The 23562-nt window shown below is 60.3% G+C and carries 14 protein-coding genes; 8 read left to right on the top strand and 6 right to left on the bottom strand.

The window, feature by feature from the left end:
• Window positions 1–83 precede the first annotated feature (83 nt).
• Together EDF70_RS21060 and EDF70_RS21055 are read left to right on the top strand one after the other, a co-directional pair.
• Window positions 84–1436, top strand: coding sequence for an FAD/NAD(P)-binding protein (locus EDF70_RS21060; protein ID WP_132277566.1), 1353 nt, complete (start codon window positions 84–86; stop codon window positions 1434–1436).
• 144 nt (window positions 1437–1580) lie between these two features.
• Window positions 1581–4598 carry a PAS domain-containing protein gene (locus EDF70_RS21055; protein ID WP_132277564.1) on the top strand — a complete coding sequence of 1006 codons (3018 nt, stop codon included), beginning with the start codon at window positions 1581–1583 and terminating at the stop codon, window positions 4596–4598.
• Window positions 4599–4654: 56 nt separating this feature from the next.
• Here the strand turns inward: EDF70_RS21055 and EDF70_RS21050 are convergent, their stop codons facing one another.
• The 5 genes from EDF70_RS21050 to EDF70_RS21030 form a co-directional block, all read right to left on the bottom strand.
• Complete coding sequence (locus tag EDF70_RS21050; RefSeq protein WP_132277562.1) at window positions 4655–5425, bottom strand: ABC transporter permease; 771 nt, start codon at window positions 5423–5425, stop codon at window positions 4655–4657.
• Complete coding sequence (locus EDF70_RS21045) at window positions 5422–6240, bottom strand: ABC transporter ATP-binding protein (protein WP_132277560.1); 819 nt, start codon at window positions 6238–6240, stop codon at window positions 5422–5424. Before EDF70_RS21045 ends, EDF70_RS21050 begins: the two co-directional genes overlap by 4 nt.
• A gap of 37 nt (window positions 6241–6277) precedes the next feature.
• Window positions 6278–7303, bottom strand: a complete 1026-nt coding sequence (locus EDF70_RS21040) for an ABC transporter substrate-binding protein (RefSeq protein ID WP_207908281.1) — start codon at window positions 7301–7303, stop codon at window positions 6278–6280.
• 143 nt (window positions 7304–7446) lie between these two features.
• Complete coding sequence (locus EDF70_RS21035) at window positions 7447–9477, bottom strand: glycosyl transferase (RefSeq protein WP_132277556.1); 2031 nt, start codon at window positions 9475–9477, stop codon at window positions 7447–7449.
• Window positions 9478–9634: 157 nt separating this feature from the next.
• The gene (locus EDF70_RS21030) at window positions 9635–16306 is read right to left on the bottom strand and encodes a hypothetical protein (RefSeq protein WP_132277554.1); all 6672 of its coding nucleotides are present in this window, start codon (window positions 16304–16306) and stop codon (window positions 9635–9637) included.
• A 326-nt stretch (window positions 16307–16632) separates the two neighbouring features.
• Here EDF70_RS21030 and EDF70_RS21025 point away from each other — a divergent pair, with 326 nt between their 5' ends.
• The 6 genes from EDF70_RS21025 to EDF70_RS21000 all read left to right on the top strand — a co-directional run bounded on the left by EDF70_RS21025 (window position 16633) and on the right by EDF70_RS21000 (window position 22852).
• A complete protein-coding gene (locus tag EDF70_RS21025) occupies window positions 16633–17982 on the top strand; it encodes a substrate-binding protein (protein WP_132277552.1) in 1350 nt (449 codons plus the stop codon).
• 94 nt (window positions 17983–18076) lie between these two features.
• Entirely contained in the window at window positions 18077–19102 is a 1026-nt protein-coding gene (locus tag EDF70_RS21020; protein ID WP_132277550.1) for a branched-chain amino acid ABC transporter permease, read from the top strand.
• A 4-nt stretch (window positions 19103–19106) separates the two neighbouring features.
• Window positions 19107–20258, top strand: a complete 1152-nt coding sequence (locus EDF70_RS21015) for a branched-chain amino acid ABC transporter permease (protein ID WP_132277548.1) — start codon at window positions 19107–19109, stop codon at window positions 20256–20258.
• Window positions 20259–20263: 5 nt separating this feature from the next.
• Window positions 20264–21031, top strand: coding sequence for an ABC transporter ATP-binding protein (locus tag EDF70_RS21010; RefSeq protein ID WP_132277546.1), 768 nt, complete (start codon window positions 20264–20266; stop codon window positions 21029–21031).
• A 44-nt stretch (window positions 21032–21075) separates the two neighbouring features.
• A complete protein-coding gene (locus tag EDF70_RS21005; RefSeq protein WP_245519261.1) occupies window positions 21076–21798 on the top strand; it encodes an ABC transporter ATP-binding protein in 723 nt (240 codons plus the stop codon).
• 139 nt (window positions 21799–21937) lie between these two features.
• Window positions 21938–22852, top strand: a complete 915-nt coding sequence (locus EDF70_RS21000) for a methylenetetrahydrofolate reductase (protein ID WP_132277544.1) — start codon at window positions 21938–21940, stop codon at window positions 22850–22852.
• A gap of 9 nt (window positions 22853–22861) precedes the next feature.
• Here EDF70_RS21000 and EDF70_RS20995 read toward each other — a convergent pair whose 3' ends face one another.
• The gene (locus EDF70_RS20995; RefSeq protein WP_132277542.1) at window positions 22862–23527 is read right to left on the bottom strand and encodes a sulfite oxidase-like oxidoreductase; all 666 of its coding nucleotides are present in this window, start codon (window positions 23525–23527) and stop codon (window positions 22862–22864) included.
• Between the last annotated feature and the right edge of the window lie 35 nt (window positions 23528–23562).

Below are 23562 nucleotides of genomic sequence, written 5' to 3'. Positions count from 1 at the left end.
CGTTCTATGCTTCATGCAAGAATGGTGTGAAAGCATGGTCCCGATCCGGTGGCCATCAGCAACCGGAAAATGACGGAGAGCCGATGGTTTACGATGTCGTTGTTGTGGGATCCGGCTTTTCGGCCATCGCCGTAACGATCAACCTTCTGAGGGAAATGCCGGCCGGTACCTCCATCGCCGTGGTTGGCGACGATGCCGGTTTCGGCCGCGGCACGGCCTATCGCACTGAATTCCATCTGCACCGCCTGAATGTCGCCGCCGCACGCATGAGTGTATTTTGCGATCTTCCGGATGATTTCCGGCAATGGCTGGGCGACCGTGGCCGCCCGGCAGAAGCGAACGCGTTTGCCTCACGCGGTGATTACGGGCTTTATCTGCGCGACCGCTTTGCGGCGCTCCTGCGCGAACGTCGACAGGATGTCCGGCTCGATTTTATCAGGGCCAAGGCAACACGATGCATGCGGGTCGTTGATGGGGGGTATTCTTTCGAGCTGGCAACCGGCAGCAGTCTGGATGCTAGCGCGGTCATTCTTTGTCTTGGCCTCGGCAATGCCGACCTGCCCGTCTCGCACCAGAACGACGCCGGCGACCGTATCGTCGAAAACCCCTGGCGTCTCAACTGGCTGTCACATGTGGAGCCGGAGGAGGATATCTGTATTCTCGGCTCGGGCCTGACGATGATCGATCAGGTGCTGGCACTGCGTGAACGAGGGCATAAGGGCCGCATCCAGGTCCTGTCCCGCCGGGGCCTTGTGCCGCATTCGCACGCCACTGTCGGATTGACACCGTCGCCACCGCAACTGCCCGAAACGCGGGCAATCAGCAAGCTTCTCCATGCCCTGCGCGCACAGGCCAGAGATGCGGCAGACTGGCGTGTCGTCATGGACGGTCTGCGGCCCCTGACGCAATCGCTGTGGCAATCCCTGAATGAGGAACAGCGTTCGCGTTTCCTGCGGCATGCACTGGCCTGGTGGAATGTGCATCGGCACAGGCTGGCACCGCCGGTGCGCCAGCGCTTCGAGGCTCTTCTGAACGCGGGCACGGTGGCCGTTCACGCCGGTTACCTGCAAAGCATGGAGCAGAATGACAAGCGTGTCGTTCTGCGCTTCAGGAAGCGCGGCGGTTCGGACATAAAGGAATTTGCCGTCGACCGCGTCGTCAACTGTACCGGCATGGAACGCGCGGGCCTCAAACACTCGCCCTTGCTGCTTTCGATGCAGGAAGGTGGCTTGCTGCGGCCGGATCGGCTCGGTCTCGGTATCGTCGTCGATAATGTTTCGCAGGTATGCGACGGCGGCGGGCGGGCGCAGCAGGGTCTTTACGCCGTCGGTGGCCTGACGGCCGGGCAATTCTGGGAAATCACTGCCGTTCCCGATATTCGCGTGCAGGCACACGCGGTTGCTGAGCGCATCGCCAAAAGTATCGATCCGGTATGAGAGCAGGGTCTCCTCGAGACCGGAGGTTTAACGACGTTTCTTTACCGTTGCTGAGGTGTGATCGGTAGTGCAGTTGTACGCGTGATCACCGGGTGGTATGAGCGCCGAGCTATTTCCACATATTGGTGTCAAGTTTTCCTGTCCATGGATACTCTGAATTCCCCGCCGCTCGTCTTCATCGATTCCGACAATATAGTCACCGGCTGGTCCGAAGGCGCGCGGCGTCTTCTCGGCTATCTGGAAGAGGATGTGCTGGGAAAACGATATGACGATCTGCGCAGTGATGCCGAGCGATCATTCATTGCGCTCGATGGCCGGGTCGTACACCTGATCGCGACATCGGTTCCAGCGCCCAACGGTGGGACCGTCATCACGCTTCGGGCGGCCGATCGGCTGGCCATGCAGGAACAGCTTGAACTGACACTCGCCAATACCGACGTCATCGGTTCCTGGGATTGGGATCTGCAAAACGACCGGGTGGTCACTGATCGGCGCTTTGCCGAAACATTCGGGGTCGATCCCCATGCCGCAGCAACTGGCCTGCCGCTTGAATCGTTTGTTTTCAACATCCATGCCGCTGACCGGGCCCGTGTATCGACCGAGATAGCAGATGCGCTTTCCAGCGGAGAACCGTTCCGCAGCGAGTATCGGGTGCATCATGCGGATGGATCTATCCGCGATGTCGCCGCCCGCGGTCGTCTGATCGAGAATGAGCACGGTCAGGCGATCCGGTTTCCGGGCATGCTGTTCGACATCACCGCCCGGCGCCAGGCCGAGCGCTCTGCTGCACAATTCGACGAGCGCTACCGCTCGCTGTTTCAGACACTGGATGACGGTTTCTGCGTCATTCAGATGATCTGGGACGAAAACGGCAATCCTGTCGATTACCTTTTTCTCGAGGTCAACTCGGCATTCGAGAAACAGACAGGTATCCTCAACAGTGTCGGTCGCCGTATGCGCGAGATCGCGCCCGATCATGAGCAGCGCTGGTTCGATATCTACGGTCAGGTTGCCCGTACGCAGGAAAAAGTTGCATTTGAAAATGCCGCCGAAGCGCTTGGCAAATATTATGACGTGCAGGCTTTTCCGGTCGATGGGCCGGAATCCGGCAATGTCGCCATCCTGTTTTCGGACAGGAGTGAGCAGAAGCTGGCAGAAAATGCGCTGCGCGCCAGCGAGGCCGAATTCCGCACGCTTTCGCAATCCGTCCTCAACCATATCTGGATTGCCAATCCCGACGGGCAGACGACATGGTTCAATGATCGTGTTTACGAATATCTCGGCGTTCCCGAAGGTTCTTTGACGGAAAGCATCAGGCCGTTCGTGCATCCGGATGACCTGCCGCCGGCGCTCGCCGCATGGCAGACGGCGCTTGCTTCGGCCCAGATCCTGCAGACCGAATACCGGGTTCTGCGCAAGGATGGAGCCTATCGCTGGCATGTGGTTCGTGCCGTGCCGGTGCGCGATGCCAGTGGTGCCATCCTGCGCTGGATCGGCACCAATACCGATATCGAGCATTCCAAGCGTAATGAAGAGGCGCTGGCGACACTCAACGCCACGCTCGAGCACAAGATCGAAGAGCGTACGCACGAGCTGATGGTCTCGCAGAAGGCGTTGCAACAGGCCCAGAAAATGGAAACCATCGGCCAGCTGACCGGTGGCGTTGCGCACGATTTCAACAACCTCCTGCAGGTCGTGGCGGGCAATCTCCAGCTTCTTGCCAAGGATGTCGCCGGCAACGAACGCGCGGAACGCCGCGTCACCAATGCCATGGCCGGTGTCAGTCGCGGTGCCAAGCTGGCCAGCCAGCTTCTCGCGTTCGGGCGCCGTCAGGCGCTGGAGCCAAAGGTCATCAATGTCGGCCGTTTCCTCAACGGCATGGAAGATCTGCTGCGCCGCTCGATCGGCGAATCCGTCGAAGTCGAAGTGATTTCCGCCGGCGGTCTCTGGAACACCTATGCCGATCCGACGCAGGTGGAAAACGCGGTTCTCAATCTCGCCATCAATGCACGCGATGCGATGCAGGGCACTGGCAAGCTGACGATCGAAGTCGGCAATGCGTCGCTCGATCAGGATTATGCGCGGGCGCATGTCGAGGTCGAACCCGGCCAGTATGTGATGATTGCCGTCACCGATACCGGCTCCGGAATGAGTGCCGACATCATGGAGAAGGTTTTCGAGCCGTTCTTCTCGACCAAGCCGGAAGGCAAGGGCACAGGTCTCGGCCTGTCCATGGTTTATGGTTTCGTCAAGCAGTCGGGCGGCCACGTCAAGATCTACAGCGAGGTCGGCCATGGCACGACCGTTCGTGTCTATCTGCCGCGCGCCGTTGCCGATGAGGATCGGGAAATCGTCGTCCAGAACGGCCCGATCGTCGGCGGTACTGAAACCGTGCTCGTGGTCGAGGATGATGACGAGGTTCGCGCCACCGTGGTCGAAACGCTGGCCGATCTCGGTTACCGCGTTCTCACTGCGCGTGACGCGCAGGCCGGCCTGACTGTTGTCGAAAGCGGTATCCCGATCGATGTGATCTTTACCGACGTCGTCATGCCGGGGCCGCTGAAGAGCCGGGAGATGGCGCGCCGCGCCAAGGAACGCCTGCCCAATCTCGTCGTGCTGTTCACGTCGGGTTATACGGAAAACTCGATCGTGCACGGCGGCAAGCTTGATGCCGGCGTCGAGCTTCTTTCCAAACCGTATACGCGTGAAGCGCTGGCTCGCCGGCTGCGTCACCTGATCGCCAACCAGAAACAGCAGCAGATGGCATCGGCGCCGAAAATGGCGACGACGACAAATCCCGCACCGGCTTCCTCGATGCTGCCGCTGACGGTTCTTCTGGTGGAGGATGATGCGCTGATCCGCATCAACACTGCCGAGATGCTGGCCGAACTTGGTCATCAGGTTCTCGAAGCCGGCACGGCCTGCGAGGCACTGACGGTATTACAGCGCGGCGGCATAGATCTTCTCGTGACAGATCTCGGCCTGCCGGACATGAACGGTCATGAACTGGCGATCAGGGCGCGTGAGCTGCTGCCGGAAATCGGTGTGGTCTATGCGACCGGCGACACATCCGTGCCCGACAATATTCCGGGGGCGGTGATGCTGGGCAAGCCTTACGACGAGGAAACCCTGAAGGCGGCGGTTTCGAAAGCGGCTCGCTGACACAACAAAACCGGCGCCGCGAGACGCCGGTTTTTCATTTTCGGGATGTCTTTATCTCAGCCGCCGACGCCGAACGTCGTGCCGCGCACGGCCCAGGCAGTCATCCGTTTCTCGATCATTGCGAAGATGACGTACATGGCGATACCCATGGCGGCGATGACGACGAGGCCGGCAAATACCAGCGACACACGGAAATTGGCCGATGCCTGCGTCATCAGCGTGCCGATGCCGCGATTGGACGCCAGTGTTTCGGAAATCACCGAGCCGACAAAGGCGAGCGTGATCGAGATTTTCAGCGACGCGAAGAGATAGGGCAACGAGCGCGGAATGCCGATCTTGCGGACAATGTCGAGCTGATTGGCACCGAGCGAGCGCAGCACGTCACGCAGTTCCGGTTCGATGGTGGCCAGCCCGGTTGCGACATTCACGGCGATCGGAAAAAAGCTCAGCATGAAAGCGGTCAGAATGGCCGGTACGGTGCCGATGCCGAACCAGACCACCAGAATGGGCACGATCGCCACTTTCGGCACCGAGTTGAAACCGACCAGCATGGGGTAGAGGCTGGAATAGGCGAACCGCGACGAGCCGACGAGAATACCGAGCGCTGCGCCAAAGATGACGGCGACGGCAAAGCCGATCACAGTCGTCAGCAGTGTCTGGCTGGAGTGGAACCAGATGATGTAGAGATTGTCCCAGAGAGCCACGGCAATTTCCGTCGGCGCCGGCAGCACGAAGGACGGTATCTTGAATCCGATGCAGGCAGCCTGCCAGATGAAGACGAGAAGGATCGGCAGGAAGATGGAGCCGAGACGTTCGAACTTGGTCATGGCGTCATCTCCGAACCTGCGGCTGATTTGATTTCGATCGGCAGGCGCTGGGCGCGAATTTCAGCGCGCAGCTCCATGACGTTCTCGTTGAATTTCGGATCGATGAAGGTGCGTTCGTTGCGTGGCCGGGAAAATTCGGCGGTATCGACACAGCGCACGACGCGGCCGGGCCGGTTCGACATGACATGCACCTTGTCGGCCAGATACAGCGCCTCACGCAGGTCGTGGGTAACGAGAATGGCGGTGAATTTTCGCTCCAGCCAGATGGTCTGCAGCACGTCCCACAGCTCTTCGCGGGTAAAGGCATCGAGTGCGCCAAAAGGCTCGTCGAGCATCAACAGGCGTGGCTGATGGATCAGCGAACGACACAGCGAAACGCGCTGCTGCATGCCGCCCGACAGTTGCCACGGATAATGATCGGCAAAACCGTCCAGCCCGACGATGCGGAGCAGATCCATGGCACGCTCGACGAACTCCTTGCGCTTGGCGCGGAACTGGTGGCGCTCAGGACGCACCACTTCCAGTGGCAGGAGCACGTTTTCGAGCGTCGTGCGCCAGGGCAGAAGGTTGGGGTTCTGGAAGGCCATGCCGACGATGCTGACAGGCCCGTCGATTTCTCGTTCGTCGATCAGCACGCTGCCTGATGTGGCGGGCATCAGGCCCGTCACCAGTTTCATCAGCGAGGATTTTCCGCAGCCGGACGGCCCGACGACCGCGGCGAAAGAACCCGCCGCGACAGCCATGTTGAGTTCGGAGACGGCAAGCGTCTTTCCATAGGAAAGGCTGACGTTCACCAGTTCCACGAGGTTTTTCATCACGTTTTTTCTCTTGTCGTCCGGGCTTGCGAAGCGATCACTTCGGCGGCATGCGTTCCGATGCGGGCGGCAGGAACTCGGTCGTGTAGACCTTGGCTGCGGCCGGAGCCGGAACCTTGTAGACATCGCTATTGGTCTTGATGGTCAGGTCCATGCGGGCCGGATCGACATAACCGAGGCCGTTCTTGTCGAAGGCCGGCGATTTCAGAACGCCCTTGTCCATCAGGAAGGCCAGACGTGCAGTTTCGAGCTTGGTGTCGAACATCGGCTCGATTTCCTGCATGGCGGTCATGCCGGCGGCCGGATCCTTCAAAAGGTCGATCGTGCCGGAAATCGTCGCCTTGACGAAACCCTTGATGATGTCGGGGTTCTTGGCAATGTAGTCGGGCATTGCCACCAAGACGCTGCCGTAGAGGTCGAGACCGTTGTCGGCATAGGAGAGCACAACGATATCGTCCTGCGGCACGCCTGCGGAAATCAGGTTGAAGACCGAGGTGGAGGAGAAGCCGGAAATAGCCTCGACCTGACCCTGAACCAGCATGGTTTCGCGCAGGTTTGGCGCCATCGACACCCAGTTGATCGAGGCCGGATCGATCTTGTTGGCCTTGGCAAACGCACCGAACATCATGCGGCTGGAATCGCTTTCGGGTGCACCGATCTTCTTGCCGGCGAGATCGGCAGGCTTGGTGATGCCGGACTTTTTCAGCGTGATGATCGAGTTCGGTGTCTTGTCAAAGACCTGGTAGAAGGCGACGACGTTGCGATCCGGGTTTTCGGCATTGAACTTGATCACCGAATTGACGTCGGTAAAGCCGATGTCATAGGCGCCGGCAGCGATCTTGACGACGGTATCGCCCGAACCATAACCGCGGTCCATCGAGACCTTCAGGCCGTTCTGCTCAAAATATTTATTCTTGAGAGCCAGGCCCCAGATGGCGTGGTTACCCTGCAGCGTCCAGTCGAGCGAAAACTTGACGGGCTTGAGGTCCTGCGCGGTGGCAGCGGTCAGCGAAGCGGCAAGCGCCATCGCCCCGAAGGCGATCTTCAGGATGGTCGATTTCATCATGTTCCCCTGGTTCGGTAGGTCTTGTTATGCCTACTTTTTGCGGCGCACTCCGCCGCTTGTCAACCGGTTGAATGACGTAGAAACAGGCAGAATTTGATTCTGCCTGTCAAAAAGGCGTTTTAGCAATTTCAGCGATAGGATCAGGCGTCTATCGCTGGCCAGAAACGCTTGTCGTTTGGCACATGCGAAAATGCATCCCAGTTCGTCAGCGCCTGTCGGTAACGCTCTCGATAGGCGTCATCGCTTTCATACTCGCCCATCTGTTCGGCAATCTCCGCGCCGATTTCGTAATAGGTATCGAGATTGCCAAGGTCCGGCACTGGTGTTTCTCCCCGCTCGGCCTCACCCTGCATCTGCCAGAACAGTTCTTCCAGCCGAAGGGCAAGGGCTGGAATATCGCGCAACACGCTGGTCTCCCGCTGTTTCTGCAGCGAGGTTCTGACCTTGGCGAGCGACTTGCGATCAGTGAAATAGCCGATTGCGCGTTCCACATACTCGTCCGGGGTGGCACAAGTCATTTCGGGAATGCCGGCAGCGGTGATGATGCTGCCGCAGAAGCGGGCGGCAAAACTCTTGCCCGGCATGGTCAGGATCGGCAGGCCGGAGGTGATGGCGTCGGCAGCCGTCGAATGGGCGCCATAGGGAAAAGTGTCGAGGAAGAGGTCGGCCAGACCGATACGTGCCAGATGTTTCGGGTTCGGTGCCTTGGGCGCGAAGATGATGCGGGTGGGATCGATGCCGGATTTTTCCGCTTCGCCAATGAGACGCTTGTTGACCTCGTCCTCGCCGGCCAGCAGCCACAAAAGGCTGCCGGGCGTCGCCTCGAGAATTTTCATCCAGCGGGCAAAACAATCGGCGGTAATCTTCTGCATGCCGTTGAAGCAGGCATATACAAAAGCGTCTTCCGGCAGGCCGGCATCCGCGCGGGTGATGCCTGACGCGATCTCGCGCTTACGGTCGAGCGGCTGGTTGCAGGCGATGCGCAGCACCTTTTCCGAATAGAAAATTTCGTCCTCAGGCCGCAGGATGAACGGGTCGGCGATGATGTATTGATGGAACGGGCTGCCCATCGAGCCGGGATAACCGCAGAAATTGACGATGACCGGCGCCGGGCGATAGGCGAAAATTTTTGTGCGGGCGTGCTTGGTATAGCCGTTGACGTCGATGAGAATGTCGACGTCGTCGGCGGCGATCTGGCGGGCCGCGTCCTCATCGGAGAGCGTGGCGATGTCGCGCCAGCAGTCGACGGCGCTTTTCATCCGCGTCTGTGTTGCATCGCCACGAACCGGATCACCGCAATAATAGGCGTATATCTCGACACTCGCCTTGTCGTGCAGTTCCAGAACTTCGCGCAGTGCGAAACCGACGGCATGGTCGCGCAGGTCGGAGGAAACGTAACCGATGCGTAGGCGCTCGCCGGTGCCGGTCTTCTGTTTTACCGTCTTGCGGGCAAAGGCACTGATATCGGGTCGGCCAACCAGCGATTTGTTGTAGCGATAGGCCTTGGCCAGCTGGAACATCGGGTCGTCGGAATAACATCCCAAGGCCAGCGGCGACATCGAATCGAGCAGCTGCCGCTTGCTCACATGGTCGGAGGAGATGATGATCGGCCACTTGCACTGGCGCTGCCGGATCGCCGTCCAGTGCTGTCCCGCTTCCGTCTTGTCGGGCCGAAGCTCGATGGCCTGCCAGAGCGTCTGCTCCGCATCCTCCAGCAGGTTGGCATTTTCCATGACACGGCCGACATGCTGCAGGGCCATCAGGCGGTAGGAAACACGTTCCGCCGTGCTGTCAGAAGTCTGCTCGATGAATTTGCGCCATTGCTGGATCGCCTGCACGGCAAGCCCGGCATCCTCATAGGCGCGGCCGAGATTGATGTGTCCGGGGCCAAAACGTCCGTCCAGCGTCACGCAATTGCGCAGCGCGTTGATGGCGCCGGTGACGTCGCCAAGCTGACGCAGGATGACGGAATAGTTGAAGCTGGCGAGATGCACGAACGGATTGCCGTCGTTGAAGGCGATCCAGGCCTTGTAGATTTCCGCCGCTTCCGCCTTGTGCCCGGCAGCACTTCGCCCTTCAGCAACCCGAAAGAGATCGGCCAGCGTCATTTTCTGCGTTCGCGCGAGTTCGATAATGTCGGCGAGCGTCGGAGGAGTGGAATTGGCGGCCATGATGTCAGGTCCCGCGTTGTGCGACCTGACGGCCGGCGTTGCAACCACATGCGATAGGTTGAAACGCTGTAACCGGGCAGGCTTGCCCGAAGCAAGCCTGCAGTGGCCTGATCGGAAATCTGGCCACTGCTTATGTTATTACATCCTCTCGAGCGTATCAGACCGCGAGGTAGGAGGAGATGATCGAAGCCACATCGTCGGACTGGGTATCGGCCGATTGCTGTGTGCTGGTGTCGGACGTTTCCGCTTCCGATGCGGCGTTGCTGTTGTCTGCCGAATAGGAGGAAAAACTCGTTGTCGAGTAGGATGACGAGGTGCTGGAGCTGGAAACGCTGCCGGCATCGCTTCTCTGGAGTGCTGCAACCTGCGCCGAGGTCATCGCGCCGATCTGGCCAGCGGTAAAGGCCTGCGCCTGCGTGGTCGGCAGGGCTGCCAGCACCGCGGTGCTGAGGCCGGTGACCGCCGTCGAGCTGAGCGACATGATGTTTTCCGGTGAAAATGCCGCAAGATCATCAGCACCGAGTGCTGCCGCCTGGATGGCCGTCAGCGCGCCGACTTGGCTCATCGTCAGCGAACCGAGCTGGGTCGTCGTCATCGCGGCAACCTGATTGTAGCCGAGTGCTGCCATCTGGCCGGTCGTCAGCGCTGCGATATCGTCCGTTGTCAGGGCTGCGACCACGGCCGTCGGCAGGCCGCGGACTGCCGCGGTGTTGATCGCTGCCAGTTCTTCGGTCGAAAATGTCGTCAGCTGCGATGTCGTCAGGCCCGAAAGGCCGGACGAGCCGAGTGCGGCGATCTGGGTAAGCGACAAGGCATCCAGCTGGTCATTGCTGAGCGCGTGGATCTGGTCGCTGCTGAGACCGGAAATGCCCGATGTACCGAGGGCGGCGATCTCGCCGGCCGACAGGGTCGCGATGAAGGCGGTCGACAGGCCCTTCATGCCGGTGGAGCTGATGGCCGCCAGTTTTTCCGGAGACAGCACATCCAGTGCCGCGACGCTGAAACCACTCAATGCATCCGATGTCAGTGCCGCGATCTGGCTGGTCGACAGGCTGTTGACCTGTTCAAGAGTAAGCCCGCCTGTCTGCGTACTGCCAAGGCCGGCAATGCCGCCTGTGCTCATCGCCGCAATCTGGGCGGTCGTCAGCGCGGCGATATCATCGGCACCCAGTGCCGCCACCTGTTTCGAGCCAAGGGCGCCAATCTGGGCGGTGGTCAGCGATTCCACCTGATCGACGCTCAATGCGGCGACCTGGGCTGTGGTCAGGCCGGCAATGCCGCCCGTGCTCAAGGCGGCGACCTGGCTGTTCGTCAGACCGGCAATCGCGGCCGTCGAAAGTCCGGGGATGGCATTCGAGCTGATGGCGCCAAGTTCGGCCGTGGTGAAGGTCGCGAGATCGTCAGCGCCAAGGGCGGCGATCTGGCGCGAGTTCAGCGCGCCGATCTGCGTGCTCGTCAGCGCCTCCACCTGATGGCTGCTGAGCGCCACGATCTGGTCGGTGGTCAGTGCCGAAGCCCCAGCCGAACTGAGCGATGCGACCTGCTCCGTAGAGAGGCCGGCGATCACGCTGGTTGCCAGACCCGGAATGGCCATCGAACTGATCGCCGCGATCTCGGCGGTCGTGAAGGTCTCGATGGCATCGGCGCTGAGTGCCGCAATCTGACGCGATGTCAGGGCGCCGATCTGGGTGGCGTTGAGCGCCTCGACCTGTTCAGTGTTAAGTGCCGCGATCTGCGTGCTGGACAGGCCGCCGATACCGGCAGTGCTGAGAGAAGCCACCTGGGCTGTCGAAAGTGCGCCAAGATCATCCGTGCCAAGGGCTGCCACCTGACGCGATGTCAGGGCCGCCACCTGCGCCGTGGTCAGCGCTTCGATCTGATGGCTGCTGAGAGCGGCAATTTGCGCTGTCGTCAGGCCTGCTATGGCCGCTGCGCTGAGAGCGGCAATCTGGGACGTCGACAACGAGGCGATCGCGGAGGTTGGAAGACCTGCGATGGCGCCGGGTGTAATCGCGCCCATTTCTCCGGGTGTGAACGTGTCGATGGCGCCGGGTGTCAGGCCTCCCATCTGCGAAGACTGCAGGGCCGCAATCTGCGCACTGACCAGTGCCTCGGCCTGTGTGGTGCTCAAGGCGGCGATCTGTGTGCTCGACAGGCCGGCGATACCATCGGAACCGAGAGCTGCGATCTGGGCCGTCGAGAGGGCGGCGATATCGTCGGTACCGAATGCCGCGACCTGCCGCGAGCCGAGTGCGTGGACCTGTGCCGTCGTCAGGGCTTCGATCTGGGCACTGCTGAGTGCGGAAATCAGATCCGTGGTCAGTCCGGTGATGCCGGATGCGCTCAGCGCCGCGATCTGGTCTGTCGAAAGCGATGCCAATACGTCCGTCGAGAGCCCGGCGAGCGCGCCAGAGGTAATTGCCGCCATGTCTTCGTCGGAGAATTTGGCGAGATCATCGGCTCCCAGTGCGGCAACCTGCTTGGAACTGAGTGCCGCGACCTGCGTGCTGGTCAGCGCCTCAGCCTGATCGGTGCTGAGGGCGGCCATCTGATCCGTGGTCATGCCGGCAATGCCACCGGCACTGAGTGCAGCGATCTGGCCGGTGGAAAGCGTGGCGATGTCATCCGTGCCGAGTGCTGCGACCTGTCTGGAGGTCAGTGCTCCGAGCTGCGAACTGGTGAGCGCTTTCAGCTGATCGCTGGTCAGTGCGGCAATCCGGTCGGTGCCGAGCGCCGCCGTGCTTGCGGTGCTGAGCGCTGCGATCTGTGCCGTCGACAGCGATGCCACCGTCTCCGCCGTCAGTCCGCCGATGGCACTGGAGCTGATTACGGAGATTTCACGGGTCGAGAAGGTGGCAAGATCGTCGGCGCCGAAGGCAGCTATCTGAGAGGCGCTGAATGCGGCAATCTGTGCGCTGGTGAGCGCTTCTGCCTGATCGGTGCCGAGTGCTGCGATCTGCCGTGTCGTCAACCCGCTGATGCCGGCAGTGCTGAGCGCGGCGATCTGGCCGGTGGTCAGCATGGCCAGCGTATCGGTGGAAAGGCCCGAAATGGCGGTGGCACTGATGGCGGCAATTTCCCGCGTCGTGAATGTCGCAAGATCGTCGGTGCCGAGCGCTGCAAGCTGGGCGGAGTTGAGCGCGCCGATCTGCGCGCTTGTGAGCGCTTCCACCTGCGCGGTGCTGAGTGCTGCAATCTGGCGTGTCGTCAGGCCGCCAATGCCAGCGGTGCTGAGCGCCGCGATCTGTCCTGTCGACAGTGATGCGATGGTTTCGGTCGGCAGACCGGCAATGACGCCGGGCGTGATGGCGGCAATGTCCTTGCTGGAGAACTGGGCGATTTCGTCCGGCCCCAGCACGGCGAGCTGCTTGGACGTCAGGGCTGCCACCTGCGCACTGGTCAATGCTTCGGCCTGGGCCGTCGTCAGGCTTGCAATCTGCTGGGAGTTCAGACCGTTGATGCCGGAAGAGCTCAATGCGGCGATCTGCGCGGTCGAAAGCGCGGCAATATCGTCGGTTCCCAGCGCGCCGATCTGTGCCGATTTCAGCGCATTCATCTGCCGTGTCGTCAATGCTGCGATCTGGCCGGTGCCGAGTGCATCGATCTGGTCAGAGGTCAGGCCCTGAATGCCGCTCGTGTTGATGGATGCAATCTGGGCGGTCGTGAGAGCGGCAAGATCGATGGTCTCGAAGGCAGCGATCTGCTTGGAACTCAGCGCTGCGATCTGCGCCGTGGTCAATGCGGCAACCTGCGCGGTGCTCAAGGCTTCAATCTGCTGGCTGCTCAAGCCCACCAGTCCGGTGGCGCTGAGCGCTGCGATCTGCGCGGCGGAGAGAAGTTCGATGTCGTCGCCGAGGGCGCCGACCTGCGATGCGTTGAGGGCCTTGATCTGTGCGGTCGACAGCGCAGAAATCTGCTCGCTGCCGAGCGCTTCAACCTGGGTGGTGCTCAGTCCTGTGATGGCGAGCGTGCTCAGCGCTGCGACCTGTGCAGTCGAGAGTGCCGCCATCGCAGCCGCACTGAGGCCACCAATGGCTCTGTTGCTGATTGCTGCAATACCGGTTGTCGAAAATGCCGCGATATCTTCCGGTTCAAGAGCCGCCAGCTGTGTGGAACTCAGGGACCTGATCTGAGCTGGAGAAAGAGCTGCCAGCTGTGCGCTGGAAAGCCTATCGATCTGATCGACAGTCAGTCCGGCTATCGCAGTCGTGCTCAGCGCTCCGATCTGCGCCGAAGACAGTGCGGCGAAAGCATCGGTGCCGAGGCTTGCGGCGGCCTTGTTGCTAAGCGCTGCAATTTCTGCCGTCGAGAAAGTAGCGATATCGTCGGCGCCAAGTCCCATCGCCTGGTTCGCCGTCATCGCCTTGATCTGGGTGATCGTGAAGGCATCAACCTGTGCCGTACTGAGCGCTGCGACCTGATCGGATGTCAGGCCGGTTACTGCGCCGGCACTCAGGGCTGCGATCTGTGCCGTGGAAAGGCTGCCAAAAACCTCCGGGCCAAGACCGGAGATGGCGCTGGAGGAGAGTGCCGCGATCTCGGCTGTCGAGAATGTCGCGATATCGTTCCTGTCGAGCACGGACAGCTGGTCAGAGGTCATCACCCTGATCTGGTTCACTGACAGCGCTTCGAGCTGGGCGTTGCTCATGATATCGATCTGCCCGGTACTCAGGCGTGCGACGGCTGTCGTGCTGAGTGCCGCAATCTGCTTCGTTGATAGTGCGGCAATGAAGTCCGTATCGATCACCGCGATCTGGTTCGCCTTCAGGGCCGCGATGGCGCTCGTATCGAGAGCGGCCACCTGTGCGGACGAAAGTGCTACCAAGGCATCTGTGCTGAGGCCTGGCATGGCACGGGCGGTGATGGAGGCGATATCGTCGGTCGAGAATGTCGCGATATCGTCATTTCCCAGCGCAGCGATCTGCTTGGACGTCAGCGCTTTCACCTGGGCAGGCGTCAGTGCCTCGGCCTGATCAACCGTCAACGCCGTCATGTGAGCGGGCGTCAGCGCCGAAATTTGGGCTGTGGTCAGGGCTGCGATCTGCGCCGTCGTCAGCGCAGCGACGGCAGCCGTTGTAAGGCCTACCACCGCACTGCTGGCAATCGATGCAATCTCCGCTTCGGAAAGCGTTGCCATGTTGTCGGCGCCAAGTGCCGCGATCTGTGTGCTTTTCATGGCGCGGAAATGGGTGGTACTCAGCGCGTCAACCTGCGCGGTGGAGAGCGCCGCAATCTGGATGGTGCTGAGTGCGCTTGCCTGTGCTGACGTCAGCGCGGCAATCTGTGCGGTCGAGAAAGCGCTAACTCCGGCACTGCCGAGGCCTGCCAACGCCTTGATGTTGATTGCTGCGATTTCGTCGGGAGAAAAGGTCTCGATCTGTTCGCTGGTCAGATAGGCCACTTGCCCCGAGGTCAGAACTCTTATCTGGCTTGCCGAGAGTGCATCGACCTGGGCGGTGGTAAGAGCCTTGATTTGCAACGTGCTCAGGCCGGTGATGCCGATGGTGCTGATCGAAGCGATCTGCGTGGGTGACAGCTCAGCAAGAGCCTCTGTCGTCAGACCGGAAATCGCCTTGTTGCTGATGGCGGCAATTTCCGCGTTGGTGAATCTCGCAATATCGTCACCGTCTAGCGCCGAAAGCTGCGCGGATGTCAGGACCTTGACCTGCACAATCGTCAGCGCTTCGATCTGGGTCGGAGACATGGCCTTGATCTGGGCCGTGGTCAGCGCGGCAACCGCGCTGGTGCTAAACGCCGCGATCTGCTGCGGTGTCAGATTTTCGATGGCCTCGTCCGTCAGGCCCTGTATCGCCTTGTTGGACAGGGCGGCAATTTCAGCCGTTGTAAACGTGGCAATGCCGTCCGCACCGAGGGCCGTAACCTGCGCCGAGCTCAGCGCCTTGACCTGCGGCACAGAAAGAGCCTCGACCTGAGCGCTGCTCATGGCTGCAATCTGTGTCGTCGTCAGCGTCGCGACAGCACCGGTATTCAATGCGCCGATCTGGCTGGTGGACAGCGTGGCAATGAAGTCGGTGCCGAGCGGTGATACCTGCGACGCCTTGATCGCATTGATCTGAACAGTTGTCAGTGCGGCAATCTGGTCGGAACCAAGGCCGGCAAGCACTGCAGGATTCATGCCGGCGATCGCGTTACCGCTGAGAACGGCGATTTCGTCTGCAGAGAATGTGGCGAGACCTGCGGCCCCCAGCACTCCGAGCTGGGTTGCCGTCAGTTCCTTGGCCTGTGCTGCGGTCAAGGCCTCCACCTGCGTGGATGCCAGAGCTGAAACCTGACCGGTGGTCAGAGCGCCGACCGATTTGGGATTGAGGGCTGCAATCTGTGCCGTCGTCAACGAAGCCATGGTTTCAGTCGTCAGGCCAACGATTGCCTTGCTGCCGATCGACGCCATGTCCAAAGTCGAGAATGTGGCGAGTTCTTCTGGACCGAGCGCTGCGAGCTGTGCGGAGGTGAGCGCGCTGACCTGCGATTCCGTCAGTGCTTCCGCCTGAAGTGTCGAGAAGCCACCGATCTGCGAGGCCGTCATCGCGGCGACCTGGGCGGATGTCAGGCTTTCGATCGCATGCGTATCGAGCACGGCCAATTGATCCAGCGACAGGCCGACGATTGCCGATTGCGAGATCGCGCGCAGCTGTTGGGAGCCGAGGACTTCGACATCCTCCTTGTCCAGTGCGGCGATCTGGGCCGAGGATAATGCATTGATCTGGCTGGTCGAAAGCGATGCCACGTCTTCGGTCGACCAGGCGGCGACGGATGCCGTCGACAGGGATCTGATCTGGCTCGTGCTCAGATTTGAAACGATCGAAGTCATGTGAACAGGTCCCGGGCTAAATCGAACGAAATATGAATTTTCGAAGCGTAATCAGGTTTCTGCCTTGGCCTTGCACAGCCTCTAGATGTGCAGCTGCAGCCTTGTCCTCACCCGATTGTGCCGGAACCTATGCACCGAGGCTTGCCTGAGCCTGAATTTGATAATGTGTCGCAAATCCGGTTTGCCCGGATTCTTCAGAGGCGGGTTTTTCTAGACGATAGTCGTAAGACCAATGTTGGATTGGCTAAATCCGGGTTGAGGGTAGCCTTTGGTCCTGCGCTCTTGAGGAGGGGTGCAACGTTTTCACCGACTTTGGGAGGAGTCACATGTCCAACATTATCGTTACCCGTCGTGGTCTGTTGCGTACCGGCGCTTTGTCCGGTCTTGCACTGGCAGCTCCGATGCATTTCGTTCGTGGTGCCTATGCGCAGGACAAGATGTCCTGCAACGTGCCGACCGGCGACACCGTCACTTTCGGCTTCAACGTGCCTCTGTCCGGGCCTTACGCCGACGAGGGACAGGACGAGCTCAAGGCCTACAAGCTGGCCGTGAAACATCTCAATGGCGAGGGCGATGGCGGCATGTTGCCGACCTTCTCGTCCAAGGCGCTGAAGGGCAGCGGCATTCTCGGCAAGAAGGTCGCCTTCGTCTCCGGTGATACCCAGACCAAGGCCGATGCGGCGCGCGACAGCGCCAAGCGCATGGTGGAAAAGGACGGCGCTGTCGTTATCACTGGCGGTTCGTCATCGGCTGAAGCCGTTGCCGTGCAGAGCCTTTGCCAAGATCTCGGCGTGATCTTCATGACAGGCCTCACCCATTCCAACGACACGACCGGCAAGGACAAGAAACGTTACGGTTTCCGCCATTTCTTCAACGCCTACATGTCCGGCATCGGTCTCGGCCCCGTCATCGGCGAAGCCTATGGCACTGACCGCAAGGCCTATCACCTGACGGCCGATTACACCTGGGGCTGGACGCAGGAAGAATCGATGAAGGCCGCCACCGAAAAGCTCGGCTGGCAGACCGTCAAGGCGGTGCGGACGCCGCTCGGCATCGGCGATTATTCGCAATACATCACCCCGGTTCTCAATTCCGGCGCCGATGTGCTGATCCTCAACCACTACGGCAAGGACATGATCAACTCGCTGACCCAGGCGGTGCAGTTCGGTTTGCGCGACAAGCAGGTCAACGGAAAATCCTTCGAGATCGTCGTGCCGCTGTTCTCCGAACTGATGGCACAGGGCGCTGGCGAGGCGATCAAGGGCATTTACGGCACTGCCAACTGGGACTGGAAACTCACCGACCCGGGCACCAAGGCCTTCACCCAGTCGTTCGGCAAGGAATACGGTACCCCGCCGTCGCAGGCCGCGCATACCTGCTATGTGCAGGCACTGCTTTATGCCGATGCCTGCGAACGTGCCGGCACCTTCTATGCTCCGGAAGTCATCAAGGCGCTGGAAGGGTTCGATTTCGACGGCCTCGGCAACGGCCCGACCCTTTATCGCGCAGACGACCACCAGTGCTTCAAGGACATCCTCGTCGTGCAGGGCAAGGCCGCGCCAAAAGACAAGTTCGATCTTCTCGAGGTCAAGAAAGTCATCCCCGCCAAGGATGTCACTTACGACGCCAAGATCTTTGGCGGTGATCTCGGCCCGGCCGACGCCAAGAAGTGCTGATCATCGTCTGATCCGGGCCTGATGGCCGGATATCGACCGTCGGGCGCGAAAGCGTCCGGCGGGCCTGTCGCAATCCTCATTTTATGGCGGTCTCATGGACGCGATACTGCTGCAAATCCTCAACGGGCTCGACAAGGGCGGCGCCTACGCCCTGATCGCGCTTGGTCTAACCCTTGTTTTCGGAACGCTCGGCGTCGTCAATTTCGCCCATGGCGCGCTGTTCATGATGGGCGCCTTCTGTGCTGTCGGCTTCAACAAGCTTCTGACGTTGCAGTCGGTGACGATCGATCCGAGCCAGACCACCCCTTGGGGTTCGCCCATGGAAGTGCGTCAGCCCTATGTGGAAGCGTGGCTCGGCGAGAGTGGAAAATTTCTGGTCGATTATTCCGTGCCGGCCGCCATCCTGCTTGCCATACCGGTCATGCTTCTGTTCGGCATCGCCATGGAGCGCGGCATCATCCGCCATTTCTACAAGCGCCCGCATTCCGAACAGATCCTTGTCACTTTCGGTCTGGCAATCGTCATTCAGGAAATCATCAAGCACTATTTTGGCGCCAACCCGATCCCGCAACCGGCGCCGGCGGCATTTCGCGGCACCGCCGCCGTGGGCGAGTTGATCGGCCTTGGCAATGGTCTGCCCTATCCCTGGTGGCGGCTGATCTATCTGTTCTTCTCGCTGTCCATCATCGGCGCCGTCTTCGCTTTCCTGCGCTTCACCACCTACGGCATGGTGGTGCGTGCCGGCATGCGTGATCGCGAAACGGTCGGCCTGCTCGGCATCAATATCGAGCGACGCTTTACCGTCGTTTTCGGCCTCGCCTCGGTGGTCGCCGGTGTGGCCGGCGTCATGTACACGCCGATCCTGCCGCCGGATTATCATATCGGCATGGAATTCCTGGTCCTCTCCTTCGTGGTGGTCGTGGTCGGCGGGATGGGGTCGCTCGGTGGCGCGGTGCTGGCCGGCTTTCTGCTCGGCATCCTGCAATCCTTTGCCTCGATGAACGAGGTGAAGGCGATCATTCCCGGCATCGACCAGATCATCATATATCTTGTGGCAGTCGTCGTGCTGCTCACCCTGCCGCGTGGTCTGATGGGTCGTGCCGGCGTTATGGAGGAGTGAACCGATGGCTTTCAATCTCTCGAAACAGGACTGGCTGCTGTTCCTCGGTTTTGCTCTTGTCGTCCTGACCCTGCCGATTTCGTTGCAACCGCTCGGTGCCGCCTATCCGGCGCTGATGCAGAAATTCTGCATCTTTGGCATTTTTGCGCTTGGCTTCAACATCCTGTTCGGCCTGACCGGTTATCTGTCCTTCGGCCACGCCGCCTTTATCGGCATCGGCTCCTATGCGGCGGTGTGGATGTTCAAGCTCCTCACCATGAATGCTTTGCCGGCTATCCTGTTTTCGATGGTCGTTGCCGGTCTGGTGGCCATGGTCATCGGTTATGTGGCGCTGCGCCGTTCCGGCATCTATTTCTCCATCCTCACGCTCGCCTTCGCGCAGATGTTTTATAACCTTGCCTATTCGGTGCTGACGCCGCTGACCAATGGTGAGACCGGCCTGCAGCTGACACTGGGCGATCCCCGCGTGCTCGATCGTATGGCCGGTGCGGCCACCGGCGGTCTGCCGCGTGTCGAACTGTTCGGTATCGGCCTCAGCGGCGGCGGTTACGCGGGCTTCTATTTCTGCGCCATCGTGCTGATCCTCTGTTTCTTCTTCGCGATAAAAATCTTTCGCTCGCCCTTCGGCCTGATGCTGCGGGCACTGAAATCCAACCAGAACCGCATGCGTTACACCGGATTCAACAACCGGCCGTATCTGCTCGCCGCCTTCGTCATCTCGGGCGTTTATGCCGGGCTTGCCGGTTCTCTGATGGCGGTCACCGACCCCTTGGCCGGCGCCGAGCGGATGCAATGGACAGCCTCGGGGGAAGTGGTGCTGATGACCATTCTGGGTGGTGCCGGAACGCTGGTCGGGCCGATCCTCGGTGCGGCCGTCATCAAATATTTCGAGAACATTTTTTCCGCCTTCAACGAGCAGACCTTGCATCGCATCTTCGATTTTCTGCCTGACAGTATCGAGAACCCGCTGGTCAGCGGACTGTCGCTGTTCGTCGGCGAGGGCTGGCACCTGACGCTTGGCGTCATCTTCGTGCTGATCGTGATCTTTCTGCCCGGCGGCATCATGGAAGGTTTCCGACGGATCTCAGGCCTCTTCAAGCGTGGCGGCGGTGGTGGAAAACCGGCCGTTGCCGCTCATGCGCAACCAGCGGAGTAACGACCATGTCAGACAGGAATATCGTTCTCCACGTCGCCGATGTCAGCAAGCGTTTCGGCGGGTTGAAGGCGCTAACGGATGTGGATCTCAGCGTTGCCGAAGGCACCGTCCACGCCATTATTGGCCCCAACGGTGCAGGAAAATCGACGCTGCTCAATGTCTGTATCGGCCGCATCCGGCCGGATCAGGGCCATGTCGTGTTTGCCGGAACCACGCTCGACCAGCAAAAACCGCATGAAATCAACCAGCTCGGCGTCAGCCGGGTGTTCCAGACACCGGAAATCTTTCCGGATCTGACCTTGCTCGACAACGTCATGATCCCGGCCTTTGCCAAGCGGGACGGCGCCTATCGTTTTCACGCGCTGCAATCGGTGGAGAGCGAAAGCGAAATCCGCGATTCTGCCGAGTTTCATCTGGGCGATGTCGGCCTGCTGGAGCGACGCCATCAGCTGGCCGGTTCGCTGTCGCGCGGCGACAAGCGCCGTCTGGAGCTTGCCATGTGCCTGATCCAGAAACCAAAGCTGCTGCTGCTGGATGAACCGACCGCCGGCATGTCGCGCCACGATACCAACATGACGATCGAGCTTCTCAAACGCATCAAGGCGCGCGGCATGACCAAGGTGATCATCGAGCACGACATGCATGTGGTGTTCTCGCTTGCTGACCGCGTCAGCGTGCTGGCGCAGGGGCGCATCATCGCCGATGGACTGCCGGACGAGGTGCGGGGCAACCCCAAGGTCAAGGAAGCCTATCTCGGAGAAGCACACGCATGAACGCCATGACCCGCCAAACAGACCTGACGAAAGGAGCCCAGAGCATGGAGCCTGTTGAGGAGAGACCCTTCTTCAGCGTCGAGGATATCCACGCCTGGTATGGCGAATCCTACATTGTCCAGGGCGTCTCCTTTTCCATCGCCAAGGGCGAGGTCCTGTCGCTGCTCGGCCGCAACGGTGCCGGCAAGACATCGACGCTGCGCACTCTGGCGCGCGCCGACAGTCCGGTTTTGAAAAGTGGTGAGATCTGGCTGGATGGCCAGCCGCTGCACAGGATGAAATCCTATCAGGCAGCGCAGGCCGGTGTACAGCTGGTGCCGGAGGATCGCCGTATCATCGGCGGGCTGACGGTGGAAGAGAACCTGCTTCTGGCGCAGGTGTCCGGGCAAAAGGGCTGGTCGGTCGAAAAGATTTATGATCATTTTCCCCGCCTTGCCGAACGCCGTACGCAGGAAGCCACCACCATGTCGGGTGGCGAACAGCAGATGCTGGCCGTTGCCCGAGCCTTGGCGCGAGATCTGAAAATCCTGTTCCTCGACGAGCCTTATGAAGGATTGGCGCCGGTCATCGTGCAGGAGATCGAAAAGATCGTCCGGCAGATCCGCGATCTCGGCATCACCACCATCATCGTCGAACAGAATGCGGTGGCGGCTCTGCGTTTCTCCGATCGGGCCGTGATCATGGACACGGGCACGGTGGTTTATAGTGGTGCCGCTGCCGATGTTCTCGACAATGCCGAGTTGCGGCACAATTATCTCGCCGTCTGATTTCCGGCCTTTGACCTGCAAAGGTTCCGGCATGGGCGCAAATGCGTCCGTGCATGTCGGCCGTGCGGCATGTGCAAACGACATTGCCGTCTTATCCTGATATTCACGCGGTACACGAATATCGGATACGGAAAACTTCATGGCCTTTGCAGTGACGGAACAGGAAACGGCAATCGGGATGCCGGCTGGCGCGATCAACCTGCTTTCGCATTTCTCCATCGAGGTCACGCCGCGCACTGCCGCCAAGATCGAGGATTTTCGAAAAATTCTGCCGGCAGGCACGCGTGTTTACATCGCCCATATCGAAGGCACGCCGATCGATGACATGGTGGCAACCGCGCGCCGGCTGACCGTAGAAGGTTTGGCCCCGATGCCGCATATCCCGGCCCGCGGCATCCCGGATATTTCGACGCTCGATACGTGGATCAAACGTTACCGCGAGGAAGCCGGTGTCGAACAGGCGCTGTTGCTGGGTGGCGGGCATGTCCGCCCCGTTGGTGAAATCGACAGCGTCATGGCGATGCTCGAAACCGGCTTGTTCGACCGGTATGGTTTCAAACGCCTTCACGTTGCCGGTCATCCGGAAGGCAATCGCGATATCGATCGCGCCGGTGGCACGATCATTGTCGATGCCGCCCTTCGTTCGAAGAATGATTATGCCCAGCGCACCGATGCAAAGATGGCAATCGTCACGCAGTTCGCCTTCGATGCCAAACCGGTCATCACCTGGGCGGAACGCATCTTTTCCGATGGCATCGACCTGCCGATCCATCTCGGCATTGCCGGGCCGACCAAGCTGCAGACGCTGATCAAGTTCGCGATCTCCTGTGGCGTCGGTCCGTCGCTTGCCATTCTGCAGAAGCGTGCTCTGGATTTCCGCAAGCTGCTGGTGCCTTTCGAACCGACCGATCTGGTTAATGAGATCGAGGCCTACTGCGCAACGAACCCGCGAAGCTTGATCGAGCAGTGTCACGTTTTTCCGCTCGGCGGGATTAAGGCCAGTGCCGATTGGGCCAATGCGCGGGCGAAAAACGGTTTGGCGGCAGCGATCTGATCGAAGCGATCAATCGTCCGAATACCGTTCCTCGGCCCATGGATCGCCGCGCATGTGATAACCGTTCTTCTCCCAGAAGCCAGGCCTGTCCTCGCGTATGAATTCGATGCGGTTCAGCCATTTGGCGCTTTTCCAGAAGTAGAGATGCGGCACGACGAGCCGCACCGGTCCGCCGTGTTCTTCCGAGAGAGGTTGGCCTTCCCAGTCGGTCACCAGCATGGCGTCTTCTGAGGCAAAATCGGCCAGCGGCAGGTTGGTCGTATAGCCATCGTAACTGGTCAGGATCACAGCGCTTGCTTCGTCCTTGGGATGAACGAGATCCATCAGGTCGCGGATTTCCACGCCCTTCCAGTTGTTGTCGTAACGCGACCATGTGGTGACGCAGTGAATATCGGAAACGCTGTCGCTTTGCGGTAAATCCTGCAGTGCCGTCCAGTCCAGGGTCATCGGATGGATCACCAGACCGCGTATATCCAGCCGCCAGCGCTCGCGTGAAATCTCCGGCTGCTGGCCGAGATCCAGAACCGGCCAGTTCTTGACGAGATGTTGTCCGGGCGGCAGGCGTTCCGTGTCGGGGCGGGTTGGACGGCCGGTGAGAAACTTTCCTTCCACCGCCCATTTGCGCTTGGTGATCGTCAGCTTGCTTGCCGCAGGCTCGGGCATATCATCTGCCATCCGCACATACCCCCGTCTGGTTTGATGGATCGCAA

Source organism: Neorhizobium sp. JUb45 (assembly GCF_004343585.1).
GTDB lineage: Bacteria > Pseudomonadota > Alphaproteobacteria > Rhizobiales > Rhizobiaceae > Neorhizobium.
This window is presented reverse-complemented; position numbering and strand designations above follow the sequence as displayed.